This is a genomic window from Haladaptatus sp. DYF46 (assembly GCF_021083305.1).
In the GTDB taxonomy this organism is placed as follows: Archaea; Halobacteriota; Halobacteria; order Halobacteriales; family Haladaptataceae; genus Haladaptatus.
This window is the reverse complement of record NZ_JAJFAY010000003.1, coordinates 367,985-381,580: the sequence shown is the minus strand read 5'-3', so window position 1 is coordinate 381,580 and position 13,596 is coordinate 367,985. Positions and strand designations below refer to the sequence as shown.

The following is a 13,596-nucleotide window of genomic DNA, read 5'->3' as shown; positions in this document are numbered from 1 at the left end:
GCTCAGTCGTCTCGGGTTTCGGACGACGAATCGGGATCGGTTTCCGTCACAGCGGACCCGCCGTCCGCTCTGGTCGATGTCGTCCCGCTCGTAGCAGTCGAAGTTACCTCCGTGCCGTCCATCACGTCGAAGTTCGAAACGTGCTCGTGGAGCGAATCGGCGAGTCGGGAGAGGTGTTGGACGTTTCCGGACACTTCCGAGAGCGAAGCGGTCTGTTCTTCGGTCGCTGCCGAGACGGTACTCGCTTCCGCCGCGGTTTGCTGACTCACTCGGGACACCTCGTCGACCATCGCAACGACTTCCTCCGAGGAGGAGGCCTGCTCGTCGGTGGCGTCGCTGATTTCTTTGATGCCACCTTCCGCCTGTCGACTGGCGTCCGCGATTTCGTCGAACATTTCGATGGTGCTCGCGATGGTTTCCGATCCCGTTTCGACCCGGTCGCTCATCAGTTCCATTCCTTCGACCGTCTCGGTCGTCGTCGATTGAATCTCGGCGATGCTGGCTTCGATTTCGTTCGTCGCTCGTCCCGTCTCCTCCGCGAGTTCCTTTATCTCGTTTGCGACGACGACGAACCCTTCACCGGCATCACCGGCGCGTGCGGCCTCGATGTTCGCGTTCAACGCGAGGAGGTTGGTTTGCTCGGCGATCGTGGTGATCATCTCGACGATCGTTCCGATCTCCTTCATCTCGTCGTCGAGCGCCGTTACTTTCGTGACGGCTTCGGTCGCCTGTGATTCGATGGACTGAATCTCATCGGTCGCCTCGGAGGCGTACTCCTGACCCGTTTCGCATCGTTCGACGGCCGTCGAGGCGGTCGTAGCCACTTCGTCCGCCGCCGAAGCGATTTCCTCGACGGTTGCCGACACGTCGTTCATTTCTCCGAGAACTTCTTGGAAACTCTCGCTCTGGTTTTCGGCACCGTACGAGATTTCCTCCACGGATTCAGCCACCTCCCCGCTGGCCTGTTCGATCTCCTCCGTACTGCACATCACTTCCTCGCTGGAGTCGGCCACTTCGTCCGCGATCTCCTGGACGGCTTCGATGCTATCGCCGAGCTGCGTGATACCGTCCTTGAGGTCGTCCATCACGTCGCCGTACTCACCGGGATACTCGGTCTCGATTCGTTGGTCGAGCAGACCCGCCTTCAACCCGTCGCTCGCGGTCGCGATCTGCGCAAAGCTCTTCGAAAGCTGGTCGGTTCCGTCCGCGATATCCTCCAGCGTCTCCCCGTACTGACCGGGTTGATTCACGTCGATGTCCTGATCGAGTCGTCCCGCTTTCAACCCTGCACTCGCTGACGAAACTTGGGCGAAACTCTCCGACAGTTGCGTCATTCCGGCTTCGAGACCGTTCAGAACGTCACCGTACTGTCCGGGTTGTTCCGTCTCGATGCGCCGATCGAGGTGGCCATCCCGGAGGGAATCGCTCGCGGTTCGTATCTCTCGGAAACTTCGTGAGAGTTGGTCGTTCCCGGCATCCATGTTCTCCATGATTTCCCCGTAGGCTCCGGGGTAATCGATATCGATGTCCTGATCCAGTTTCCCCGCGTTCAGATTCCGACTGACCGTATCGAGTTCGCCGAAAACGCCGCGCAAATTCCGTTGCATGTCCTTGAAGGCGGTGACCATCCGACCGAGTTCGTCGTTTTCGACGTGGTCGTCGAGGGGTGTGTGTCGAGATCACCCTCGCTCGCGGCGGCGGCCGCTTGGGACAGTTGGTCGACGGGCGACATGATACGTCTGGCGACGAACAGGCCGATCGCGATCGCCGCGATGAACGCGACGACGGTCAGGGCGAGAATCGCGAGATGGCTCTCCCGTGCGGTTCTATCGGCGAGAGCCACTTGACCCTCCATATCGTCCTGGGCCGCTTGTTCGAACGAGTGGGCGTTCTCCTCCATCCCCGCTTCCAACTGATTCATCTGCGTGACCGTCCGTTCTGCGAGGTCCTCGTTTCCGGCCGCCTTCGCTTCGAAGAACTCCTGTCCGAGGTCGTTGTACTCGCTCTGTTGGGATCGAATCGTGGTGAACCGTTTTTGCTGTTGAGCGCTCAGGTCGGTCGTTTCCAACGTACTCGCTTGAATATCGAAGTAGTCGTTCCCTTCCGTGAACGCTGCTTGGGCTCCCGATTTTCCGAGCTGAGCGTCCCGGACCGCCGTCTGTTGTTGTTTAATCGCGATTATCATCTCCGCCGAGGCGTCCATTTTCCGTCCGTCTTCCTCGACCAGATGGGTCTCGTTATCGATGGACGTCACCGACACGTACCCGACCGCACCCGTCACGGCGACCAACGTCGCGACGAGGACGAATGCGAATACCATCTTGGCCCGTAAATCAAACCATTTGATTGTAATGTTATCTAGCATAGACTTTTTTTTGAGACCAGATATTGGTCATTTGAAATACCGGTATTTCAGATGACACCATCTCATATAAGAAGTCGCTTCGGAATCACCCTATTTATAGTTAGATGATCTTGTAGATAATTTGGACTATTAGTGTTCGGGTGCGGAAAAACACGAAAAATTACGCGATCGCACGTGATTCAGGGTTTCAACGGAACCCGTTCGTATTTTTCTGAATCCTGCCGACGGTTTTCGACGCCACCAGCGTGGTCAACCCCGAACCGGGTCTCGACACGTAATAGAAAGCGGGACGGCGTGGTTCGGAAAGTCGTGTTCAAAACACCGATGAGTGAAAGAAAAAGGGAGGCGAAACTATTCCCTCTCCGTGTTATCGGACGTGGCAGCCTCATACACCGTCAGTCGGTCGTCGAAGTAGGTCGGCGCGTCGTGGTCGGCCTCGAACCGAACGATGCGTTCCATGGCTTCCCGGCCGTCGTCCACGTCCGAGCGGAGTTCCTCGGCGAGCGAGAGGTATGCGTCGGCCAACTCCCGAAATGCGACCATCCGTGCGCGTTTGGCCTCGATGACCGCTCGTGTCTCCGCGAGGTCCTCCTCCAGTTCCGTCACCGCCGCGACGTCTGCTTCGTCCGCTTTCGAGTCGAGTCCGTCGTCCGTTTCCGGGTCGTCGCCATCGACGGTCCCCGAACCGTTGTCTTCGAGACGGGACCGGACCGCCGCGATTCCCTCGTCCACCTCTTCCAACAACTCGTCGGCCTCCGACGCCATGGTCTCGACGTGTCCGGAGAGGAGGCCCGCCTGCGTCTCACAGTACTCCGCGAACTCATCGGTGGAGAGGGAACTCTCGTCATCCATACCCGACGATTGGGACGTTCGATAGAAATCGTTTGGGACCGGCCTCGAACCGACGACGGTTACTGTTGAACCCGGTCGACGCCTTTCTGCCCTTGTTCTTTGACTTTCTGACTCTGTTCTCTCACTTGGTCGATTCGTGAACGGGCGGATACTCGCGTTTCACCGACCGTCGCACCGATCAGTGCACCGATTGCACCGCCGGTACTCGCCGCGTTTCGACTGATGAATCCACCGATTGCACCGCCGATGGCGGCACCGATGGCGGCGTGACGGGCACGACTCAATGCGCGTGTAAGGCGAATGGAACGCATACACACCCACTAGCCACCGAAGGGAATAAATCCACCCGCGAGTGGAAGGGCGGAGCGGCGTTAAACCAACTCAAAACGCGTCCATCGCAATGAACGCGTTGCTGATGGGATGGTAGCCCGGTTCGACCGCCGTCCCGCGGTTCGGGTCGTCGCGGTCGTTCGTCGGGGACAGTCGTTCGAACCAATTCCCGTGTCGCGGGTTGACGAAGTTCGATTCCCCGTACTCCCACAGACGGTCGTACCAGTCCAGATACGCCTCGTCATCCCGCCCGAGGAGCGCCGCCGCCCCGATTCCCTCGGTTACCGCCCAACCATACTTGTCCGCGACGACGGGCGCACCGTCCTCGTCCACGGTGTAGTAAAAGCCGCCGTGTTTCTCGTCCCATCCGGTTTCGACCGCCCAGTCGAACAGGTCGCGGGCGGTGGATTCGAGCCACGAGTCGTCGCGGTATTCGGCGAGGAGCGAGAGGAGTTTCGACCACTCCAGATGGTGGCCCGGTTGGTAGCCCCACGGGCGGAACTGGTGGTTCGGTTGGTCCTCGTTGTATCCCATGTCGTGCGTCCAGTCGGCGTCGTAATGCTCCCACAGTCGGCCGTCCGTCTCCGCCGTGAGGTCGCGGGCGATGCAGTCGGCGATACCGTACGCACGGTCGAGGTAGCGGTCGTCCCCGGTCACGTCGTGCGCGACGAGCATCGCCTCGCAGGTGTGCATGTTCGCGTTCAGGCCGCGGTACGGGGCGACCTCCTCCCACTCGCCGTCGGCACGGTCGGCGTACACTCCGTGGTCCGGTTCCAAGAAGTGCCGGTCGAGGGTTTCGACGGCGCGTTCGAGCTCCGCCCCCGCGCCCGGAATCCCCGCTTCGAGCGCCCGTGCGCTGGCGAGCACGACGAACGCGTGGCCGTAACAGAATCTCGTGTCGTCCGCGGCGTCCCGACCGTCGAGTATCCAGTCGTAACCGCCGTTCTCGGCGTCCCACTGGTGGTTCGAGAGGAACGACAGGCCGTGTTCTGCGGCCGTCCGACACCAGACGGGGCCGTCGATGAGCGCGCCGACGCTGAAGTTGTGGACGGCCCGCGCCGTGGCGACGAGGTGTTTCGTCCGGCCGTCGTAGACGAAGCCGTCGCGTTCGTCCAACTGGGCGACGTACCCGCCGTAGCGGGTGTCGATGCAGTCGGGGTAGTAGAAGTTCAGGACGCGGAGTATCTCGCGTCGAAGCAGTCGGGGGTCGCGATAGTTCAGCGTGGTCATGGGTTGTGATTTCGTCGGAGGGACTGAAATGATTCGGCTTCGTTCGGAGTGCGGTGCGGCGTCGGACGAGTGACGGTCAGCACGAACCGAAGTGCGCGGCGAGGTGTTCGGCCCACCGTTCGTTCGCGTCCCGCGTCCGGCCCGCGATGTGCGGGGTGTGGACGACGTTGTGACGCCCGAGGAGCGGGTCGTCGAGGGGGAGCGGTTCCTCGTCCCACACGTCCGCAGCGAGGACGATTTCGTCGGCGAGTACCCGTTCCCGAACGGCGTCCATGTCGCAGATTCCGGCCCGCGTGACGAGGACGAGTATCGACCCCTTCGGGAGCGCATTGATGTGGTCGGCCGTCACGACACCTTCCGTCGCTGGAGTCAGTGGAATCGTCGGGGCGAAGATATCGGCGTCGCTCACCAGTTCCTCCATGCTGTACACCTGCCGCGTGCCCGTGCTGTGGAAGCAGGGTTCGTCGGCGAACGGGTCGTAGGCGGCCACGTCGGCACCGAGATGGTTCGCCGTCGCGGCGTAGCGACTGCCGATGTTGCCGATTCCGGCGACGCGAACGCGCTTCCGTGCGACGGTCCCGCTCACGAAGTTCGGGTCGTCCGCGAACTGGTGGCCGCGCGCGCCGGGCACCTCGTTGTCCAGTTGGTCGAGGTCCCACGGATCGTGTGACTCGGTCATCGCGACGTGTTTCTGCGGAATCCGGCGAAGCGCGTCGATGGTCAGTCCGATGCCGAACTCGGACACCGATTCGCTCCAGAACCCCTCGTTCGTGTGGTCGTGGACCGTCACGCCGCGGTCGCGGAGGGAGTCGGCTAGCTCCTCGTCCACGCCGTACATGAAGTCGGTCATCACGAACGCCTCTTTCAGGTTCGTGAATTCCCCGAGGTCGGAGACGGAAGCACGAACGCCGAGCGAGACGAGTTCCTCGACTGATTCGGGCGAGGAAACGGCCTCGTTCAGGGTCGTCCCCCTCGTTTCGGGCAGTCGAACGAACTCAACGGCCGTGCCGTCTTCGGTCCAGAGTCGGTGCAGGTGGTCCGCGGCGAGCGGCCACACGTCTTCGAACAGCGGGTCTACGACGATCGTGCGTGTCATGATTGATCCCAAATGTCAGTTGTCCGATTAGAACAGGTACCGCATCGTTTCGAGCACGTCGGGCGGCATCCGGTGCGGTTCGGCGTTGTACGCCGGAATTTCGGCGGAAATCCACCCGTCGTAACCGATGTCGGAGAGCGCAGCGACAACGCTCTCCCAGTCGATGTCCCCCTGAAGCGGGTACGTCGGCCGGTGGGCGTCCGTCAGCCAATCCTTGACGTGAACCTTCGAAATTCGGTCGCCGAGTTCCCGAATCCAGCGGTCGGGCAAGCCCCAACGGAAGCCGTTACCGACGTCGAAGTAGGCGGAGACCGGACCCGCCGATTCGACGGCGTCGAGGAATTCGAGGAACTCGCGCGGCGAGTAGAGGAAGTCGTTCTGGACGTTCTCGATTCCGACGCCGACGTCCGCGTCCGCTGCGTAGCCGGCGATTTCGCGCACCGATTCGATCGCGCGGTCGTAGTCGGTGTCGTAGTCCGCGCCGGGAGCGATGACTGCCGGGACGACGAGTATCTCGTCGGCGTCGAGCGTCGCCGCGGCGTCCACCATCTCCTGCGCGACGTCGATACCCTGTTGCCGTCGCTCCTCGTCGGCGCTCGACAGCGGATACTCCCAGTGGAGCGTTGTCGAAACGGCGGGAACGTCGAGTCCGTGTTCGACGGCGGCCCGCCGAACCCGCTTGCGTCCGTCCGTCGTCGTCAACAATCCGTCGGCTTGATAGTTCGGTTCGACGCCGTCGTACCCGGCGTCGGCGAGGAGTTCACACGTCGTTTCGATATCCGACGTCGGAAATCCGGCTTGGTTGAGTCCGTATTTGTGCGTCATGTACGTTCAGATTCGTCCGCTCGCCCGACGACGACGGCCCGCAAATCGTTGACGTTGGTTCCCGTCTCGCCGGTTTCGACGAGCGCGTCCCTGTCGCCGAGGAACGGGTACGCGTCGTGGTTTCGCAAGGCCGTGCGTGCGGCCGCCTGCTCCTCGCGTGGAACCGTCTCGTGGTCCACCACTGCGCCAGCGGCGTCCGTGCTCCCGTCCAAACCGTCGGTGTCGATGCTCGCGACGACGATTCCGGGGCGGTCGATCTCCCGCGTCGCGGCGAGGGCGAACTCCTGATTCGGTCCGCCGACGCCGTCGCCGTCCACGGTGACGGTCGTTTCGCCTCCCGAAAGGAGAACCGCGGGCGGGTCGATCGGATTGCCGGTCGCGAGACATTCGACGCCGATTGCGGCGTGCGTGCGGCCGACGTCCGACGCCTCGCCGCCGATACGGGACGACAGGACGAGCGGCGAATAGCCGTGTTCGCGCGCTCTGTTCGCCGCCGCGTCGAGCGCGGTCCAGTTGTCCGCGATGACGTGGTTCGTCACGCGCTCGAAGGCGTCGAAGTCCTCGTTTTCGGTAGCGGGCGTTTCCCGCCCGTCGAGCGCCGTTTCGATGTCCTCGGGAACCGCGTCGAGGAAATCGTGGAGAATAGCGTGGGCGTCCTCCGGCGTCGCCTGACCCGGATACGTCGGCCCGCTGGCGACCACCGACGGGTCGTCGCCGATGACGTCGCTCACGACCAATCCGACGACGCGGGCGGGGGCGGCGGCGCGGGCGAGGCCTCCGTCCTTCACGCTCGACAGCGCGCGACGGACGGTGTTGATGTCGTGGATGTCGGCACCGGAGCGGAGCAGGCCGTCCGTGACCGTCCGAAACGAATCGAGCGAGATACCGTCGGCGGGAGCGGAGAGGAGCGCACTGCCGCCGCCGGAAATCGGCGCGAGGACGAACGTCCCTTCGTCGGCGTCGCGGGCGGCATCGAGGATATCCCTCGCGGCGTCCCGGTTGCGTTCGGTCGGCAGCGGATGGTCGCCCTTTCGAACCTCGATTCGCGTCGTTTCGGCGGGCGTGTCCGTCACGACGATGCCGTCGGTCAGGTGGTCGCCGAGGACGGATTCGAGGCTGGCCGCCATCTCCCCGGCGGCGTTCCCCCCGCCGAGGACGACGACGCGCGAGAAGTCATCGAGGTCGAACGTCTCGTCCGCGACGGTGAGCGTCGACCCGTCACGGGAGAGGGTTCGACGGACGACTTCTCGCGGCTGTGCGGCGTCGATACCCGAATGCAGGCAGTCGAGTGCGACGGTTCTCGGCGACGGTGGGGTGGTGTGGTCGTGAGTCATCGGTTTTCACGTGGGTTTCCTTACGGTTCGTACGCGCCCCGTGTTAACAGTGCGGTTAGATACTCGGCGTGACACCACGCGAGCGGCATGGCGAACCGAACCACCTCGCGGTCCTTCGTCTGCGCTTCGAGATCGCGGTAGGCCTCCCGCATGTGGCCGAGTTCCTCGGCGATAAAGTCGAAGGAGACGTCGCGCAGGACGTCCTCGTCGAACTCCTTCTCGAAGTCGAGTCCGGTATCCCACTCGTTCTCCATGAACGCCTCGAACCGCCGTCGGGTCGTGAGGTGTTCCGGGATGTGACCCTCCTCGTCCGCGTGGCGTGCGATCGTTTCGAGAACGTCGTTGCCGCGGTCGGTTTCGCCGTTCGCGAACCGGTACTGGGCGTGCCACGCGGTGTACTGCAACCACGGCCCGTTGCCGCCGTGCTGGTGCACGTCGAAATCACGGTAGAACCCCATGAATCGCTGGATGCCTCCGATTTCGGGGTCTTCGAGCGCCGTCGCGCTCCTGTTCGCCGCCTCGTGAACCGACTCCCCGAAGAGGTCGCCGAGACCGAAGTAGAAGGGAGCGAACAGCGTCACGTCGGGTCGCGCGTCGAGTTCGCCGGACGGTGCGTACCGCCGCGGGACCTGTGCCGGACTGGTGAAGGCGCGCTTCACGCCGCCTTCGAGGTGCGACCGGAACCCCCCGATGCGGTCCTCGACGTCCTCGGACTCCTCGGGGAGGAGCGAGAGCGCCCGTTCGATGTCGCGGAGGGCGGACACGAACACGCAGTTGACCCACAGGGTGTAGCCGGATTCGATGCGGCCCTCGTGGATGCTCGTCGTGCTCTCGACGAGGTGGGCGTTCGGGTCGAACAGGTCGTCGTGAACGTACGAGACGGCGCGGTCCGCCGCCTCGACGACGCCCTCCCGGAACGATGCGTCGGTCGTTTCGAGCGCGTCGGTCGCGTCGAGGGCGAACACGGCGTTGGCGAGGATTTGGAGGCCGTGTCCGACGTTGTCCTCCTGCTTGTAGATGCCGCGGTCGGTGCCGTCGAGCGCGTATCGCTGCCGCCACCGTCCGTCATCCTCCTGTGCGACGAGGAAGAACCGGGCGACGTCGAAGACGTGTTTTCGACACCGATCGGGGCGAACGCCCGCTTCGACGGCGTGAAGCCACGCCTTCGTGATGCAGGCGATGTCCCGCGGATAGGCGTAGGGATAGCGGTCGTCCGGGTCGCTCGCGAGCGGGACCGACCCGGCACACTCCGCGGGATAGACGAGGTCTTCGAGGACGTCAAGGTGGAACGTCGGGTCGTCGAGGGCGGTCGTCGGCGAATCGTGAATCGTGTCGTTCGTCATGTTATGAGACATTTATTGGGAGGAATGGTCAGCTGGAAATAGAGGGTCGATGTTTCCGCTCGTCGGAAAGCCCCCGCGTTTTGCGTGCGATGCCGGTGTCCGAGTCGAAGAGGAACACGTCCCGCGGGGACACCGTCACCCCGAGCGTCTCGCCCGGGTCCGGATAGGTGTCGGACGGGACGCGTGCCATCACGTCCTGATCTGCGACCGAGAGGTGGATGAAGTTGTCATTTCCTTGGTATTCGGAGACGGTGACGGTCGCGATGAACGTCCCCTCGGCGGGGTCGTCGAACAGTCGAACGTCCTCGGGTCGGAGTCCAAGCGTCGCGGTGTCCCCGTCCGAGAGGGACACCGAATCGGACGGAACCACCGCGAGCGTCGTTCCGTCGTGGCGGAACGCGAGTTCGCTTCCGTCCCCGTGGACCGTCGTCTCGAAGGTGTTCATCGAGGGACTGCCGAGGAACGTGGCGACGAACTCGTTTTCCGGGTGGTCGTAGGCCACTTCCGGCGGCGCGACCTGCTGGAGTTCGCCGTCGTTCATCACGGCGATGCGGTCGGCCATGGTCATCGCCTCCGTCTGGTCGTGAGTGACGTAGACGGCCGTGACGCCGAGGTCGGTCTGGAGTTGCTGGAGTTCCGTCCGCATCCGCGCCCGGAGTTTCGCGTCCAGATTGGACAGCGGTTCGTCCAACAGGAACACGTCCGGGTCGCGGACGATGGCCCGCCCGAGCGCGACGCGCTGTTTCTGCCCGCCGCTCATCTCGTCGGGTTTGTCGTCCAACAGTTCGGTGATGTCGAGGAGTTCGGCGATTTCGTCCACCTTGCGGTTTCGCTCCGCCTTGTTCAGGTCGGTCGAGTGTTTCAGCCCGTAGGCCATGTTCTCGCGCGCGTTCATTTTAGTATAGAGCGCGTAGCTCTGGAACACCATCGCGATGGAACGTTCGCTCGGCGCGAGGTGTTGCACCTCGCGGTCGCCGATGGTGATGGTCCCGTCGGTCACGGTTTCGAGTCCGGCGAGCATCCTGAGCGTGGTCGATTTCCCACACCCGGACGGCCCGACGAGGACCAGAAACTCGCCGTCGTCGATGTCGATATCGAGCGAATCGACCGCGACTTCGCGGCCCTGTGCGTCGTCGTAAATCTTCGTGAGGTCGTTCAGTTCAAGCGTCGCCATCGTTACCTCCGTGGCCGTATTCGGCAGTTCGGTTCATCGGATCGCCTCCCCCGTCGCGTCGAACGCGTGGAGTTCCGTCCGGTCGAACGCCACGTCGACGCTCGCACCGGGAGAAACGCCCTCGGGAAGCGCCCGAACGCGGGCGATGAACGCGTCGTCGCCGCGCGCGAGTTCGAGTTCGTAGGCGTTGCCGAGCGGTTCGATGACCTGCACGGAACAGGTCACTGCGTTCGTCAGGTCCGCCGGGTCAGGGCGGGAGACGTTCGCCACGTCCTCTGCCGGGGTTTCGAGCAGATGCACGTCCTCTGGACGAACGCCGAGCGTTTCCGTGTCGTCGGGAAGCCCCGCATCGAGCGAGACGGTGTCGCCGTTCGGCAGGAGCGTGACGCCGTCGTCGGCGACCACGTCGAAGAAGTTCATCGGCGGGTTGCCGATGAAACCGGCGACGAACTCGTTCGTCGGCGTCTTGTAGATTTCCTCGGGCGTCCCGACCTGTTGCAGTTCGCCGTCGTTCATCACGGCGATGCGGTCGGCGACGCTCATCGCCTCCTCCTGGTCGTGGGTGACGTAGACGGTGGTCGTGCCCAGTTCCTGCTGGAGTTCCCGGATCTCGAAGCGCGTTCGAACCCGCAGTTGCGCGTCCAAGTTCGACAGCGGTTCGTCCATCAGGAACGCCTTCGGTTCACGGATGATGGTTCGACCAACCGCGACGCGCTGCCGCTGCCCGCCCGACAGTTGGCCGGGTTTCTTTTCGAGGAGGTCCTCGATTTCGAGGAGTTCGGCCGTGTGTTCGACCTTCGCGTCGCGCTCCTCGTCCGTGACGTCCATCTTCCCGAGCGGAAATTCGAGGTTTCCCCGGACGGTCTTGTGCGGGTAGAGCGCGTAGCTCTGGAACACCATCGAGAGGCCGCGTTCCTGCGGGAGCGTCCGCGTGACCTCCTCGTCGCCGATGTCGATTCGTCCGTCCGACGGCGTTTCGAGTCCGGCTATCATCCGGAGCGTGGTCGATTTTCCACACCCCGACGGGCCGAGGAGGACCAGAAACTCGCCCGGTTCGATGTCGAGCGAGAGGTCCTCGACGGCTAACACGTCCCCGTAGGACTTTTCGATGTCCGAGAGCGCGATACCCGCCTGCTTCGTCTCGACCGCAGACCGGTTCGTTTCCTCGCTGGAAGTCGATTCCGCGTCGATTTCTGTCGTTTCGGAGGACACGGATTAGCCCTCCACCGAGCCGAAGGTGAGGCCTTCGACCATGTATTTTTCGAGGTACACGAACATGACGATGATCGGGATGCTCGTCAGCAGCGATGCGGCCATTATCTGTCCCCAAACCTGATGGAACCCGGACGAGAGCGCGTCCAAACCGATGGGAAGCGTGAACGTCGATTGTGTTCGGAGGAAGATGCTGGCGAAGAGGTACTCGTTCCACGCGATCATGTACGTGTAGATGAACACGGCCACGATGGCGGGTGCCGACAGCGGGAGCGTGATGCGGAAGATGACTTCCAGCCGCGAGTAACCGTCCATCATCGCCGCCTCCTCGATCTCCGGCGGGACGCTCCGGAAGTAGTTTCCGAGCATGTACAGCGACACCGGCAGCGTCTGGACGAGGTACGTGACGACCAGACTGCCGAGGTTGTCCACGAGCCCCATCCAGACGATGATTTTGAACAGCGGAACGACGAGGAGGATGCCCGAGAACATGTACACGAGCAGAACGCCGCGCGAGAACAGCCCCCGTCCGGGGTAGTTCAAGCGGGCGAAACTGTACGCGCCGAACGTCGCGACGACGACGGACATCCCCGCGGTTATCACCGAGATGATGAGGCTGTTTTTGAAGTAGGTGACGAACGGGAACGTCTCGGGACTGAAGACGCTCTGGTAATGTTTCAGCGTCAGCTCCTGTGGCACGAACGATGGCGGGAGCGAGTAAATCGCGCTCTCCGGCATGAAGCTCGTGACGACCATCCAGTAGAACGGGAGGAGGGAGACGAACAGCGTCAGCGCGATCGCCCCGTAGAACACGACCCGTTCCCACAGGCTGGTTTCGATGCGACTTCGCCCGAAGGCGTTACCGAAGCCCTCGGACACCGTAGCGAGTATCGTTTGTATCATGTGTTACCACTCCAGAATCCAACTGACGTACACGAGCACGAACGCCATCAGCGCGACGAACAGCACCATCGCGATGGCGGCCGCCTGCCCGTGGTTGTAGTTCGCGAACGCCGTCTGGTAGGCGTACAGCGACAGGGTGTTCACCTTCTTGGTCAGCAGCCAGATGTCGGCGAACTTGTTGAAGTTCCAAATCCAGCGAAGCAGGAAGACGGTGGCGAGGACGTACTTCAACTCGGCGAGCGTGATGTCCCTGAACCGGGCGATGTAGCCAGCGCCGTCTATCTTCGCCGCCTCGTACATGTCGCTCGGAATCGCTTGCAGTCGAGCGATTATCATCAGGAACGCGAACGGGAAGTAGCGCCACGCGTCGAAGGCGATGACCGTCCAGAGCGCGGTTTTCGCGTTGTTCAGCAGGTCGATGTCCCCACCGTAGACGCCGAGGACGTTGCTGAAGAAGTACGGAACCATGCCGTACAGTGGGTCCAACAGCCACTGCCAGACGTAGGCCACCGCGATGAGCGGGGCGACGTACGGCAACAGCATGAGACCGCGGACGAGGCGACGGCCGCGGAACTTCCGGTTGAAGAGGATTGCGACGCCGAGTCCGCCGACGGTCGCGAGCACGTCGCTGAGGAGCGTGAAGATGACCGTCGTTTTGAGCGCCGCCCAGAACTCGCCGCTCGAAAGGAGGGTCCGGTAGTGTTCGAGACCGACCCACGTCGGGGAGGCGTCAGGTGACAGGGGAACGTTCGTAAAGCTCAGGTAAACGTTGTACAGGACGGGATACACGATGACCGCGGCGACCAGCAACAGCGCCGGTGCGATGAGCAGATAGCCGAGGATGGCCTCCTTCTGCTCGACGGTGTAATCGCCGTCCAACGATAGCTTCGTACGATTTGCTAAACTCATGAGTGAAATGGGGTCATGGTCGG

General features: G+C 62.8%; 13 protein-coding genes. All 13 read right to left on the bottom strand.

Annotated elements, in window-relative coordinates; all coding sequences use genetic code 11:
* Positions 1–2: 2 nt before the first annotated feature.
* Positions 3–1,607: a methyl-accepting chemotaxis protein gene (locus LJF34_RS17800; protein ID WP_231186714.1), complete on the bottom strand. Its 1,605-nt coding sequence runs from the start codon at positions 1,605–1,607 to the stop codon at positions 3–5.
* Positions 1,550–2,320 carry a HAMP domain-containing protein gene (locus LJF34_RS29275; protein WP_342765882.1) on the bottom strand — a complete coding sequence of 257 codons (771 nt, stop codon included), beginning with the start codon at positions 2,318–2,320 and terminating at the stop codon, positions 1,550–1,552. Before LJF34_RS29275 ends, LJF34_RS17800 begins: the two co-directional genes overlap by 58 nt.
* A 396-nt stretch (positions 2,321–2,716) precedes the next feature.
* A complete protein-coding gene (locus LJF34_RS17790) occupies positions 2,717–3,217 on the bottom strand; it encodes a hypothetical protein (RefSeq protein WP_231186647.1) in 501 nt (166 codons plus the stop codon).
* A 59-nt stretch (positions 3,218–3,276) separates the two neighbouring features.
* Positions 3,277–3,528: a hypothetical protein gene (locus LJF34_RS17785; RefSeq protein WP_231186646.1), complete on the bottom strand. Its 252-nt coding sequence runs from the start codon at positions 3,526–3,528 to the stop codon at positions 3,277–3,279.
* A 70-nt stretch (positions 3,529–3,598) separates the two neighbouring features.
* Positions 3,599–4,777: an AGE family epimerase/isomerase gene (locus LJF34_RS17780; protein ID WP_231186645.1), complete on the bottom strand. Its 1,179-nt coding sequence runs from the start codon at positions 4,775–4,777 to the stop codon at positions 3,599–3,601.
* Positions 4,778–4,853: 76 nt separating this feature from the next.
* The gene (locus LJF34_RS17775; RefSeq protein WP_231186644.1) at positions 4,854–5,873 is read right to left on the bottom strand and encodes an NAD(P)-dependent oxidoreductase; all 1,020 of its coding nucleotides are present in this window, start codon (positions 5,871–5,873) and stop codon (positions 4,854–4,856) included.
* Positions 5,874–5,900: 27 nt separating this feature from the next.
* Positions 5,901–6,698, bottom strand: a complete 798-nt coding sequence (locus tag LJF34_RS17770) for a sugar phosphate isomerase/epimerase family protein (RefSeq protein ID WP_231186643.1) — start codon at positions 6,696–6,698, stop codon at positions 5,901–5,903.
* Positions 6,695–8,032: a DUF4147 domain-containing protein gene (locus LJF34_RS17765; protein WP_231186642.1), complete on the bottom strand. Its 1,338-nt coding sequence runs from the start codon at positions 8,030–8,032 to the stop codon at positions 6,695–6,697. The genes LJF34_RS17770 and LJF34_RS17765 overlap by 4 nt, the downstream gene beginning before the upstream one ends.
* A 20-nt stretch (positions 8,033–8,052) precedes the next feature.
* Positions 8,053–9,387 carry a glucoamylase gene (locus LJF34_RS17760; protein WP_231186641.1) on the bottom strand — a complete coding sequence of 445 codons (1,335 nt, stop codon included), beginning with the start codon at positions 9,385–9,387 and terminating at the stop codon, positions 8,053–8,055.
* Positions 9,388–9,403: 16 nt separating this feature from the next.
* Positions 9,404–10,549 carry a sn-glycerol-3-phosphate ABC transporter ATP-binding protein UgpC gene (gene ugpC, locus LJF34_RS17755; protein ID WP_231186640.1) on the bottom strand — a complete coding sequence of 382 codons (1,146 nt, stop codon included), beginning with the start codon at positions 10,547–10,549 and terminating at the stop codon, positions 9,404–9,406.
* Positions 10,550–10,582: 33 nt separating this feature from the next.
* Positions 10,583–11,761 carry an ABC transporter ATP-binding protein gene (locus tag LJF34_RS17750; protein WP_342765881.1) on the bottom strand — a complete coding sequence of 393 codons (1,179 nt, stop codon included), beginning with the start codon at positions 11,759–11,761 and terminating at the stop codon, positions 10,583–10,585.
* A gap of 3 nt (positions 11,762–11,764) precedes the next feature.
* Entirely contained in the window at positions 11,765–12,664 is a 900-nt protein-coding gene (locus tag LJF34_RS17745; protein ID WP_231186639.1) for a carbohydrate ABC transporter permease, read from the bottom strand.
* 3 nt (positions 12,665–12,667) lie between these two features.
* The gene (locus LJF34_RS17740; RefSeq protein WP_231186638.1) at positions 12,668–13,573 is read right to left on the bottom strand and encodes a sugar ABC transporter permease; all 906 of its coding nucleotides are present in this window, start codon (positions 13,571–13,573) and stop codon (positions 12,668–12,670) included.
* Between the last annotated feature and the right edge of the window lie 23 nt (positions 13,574–13,596).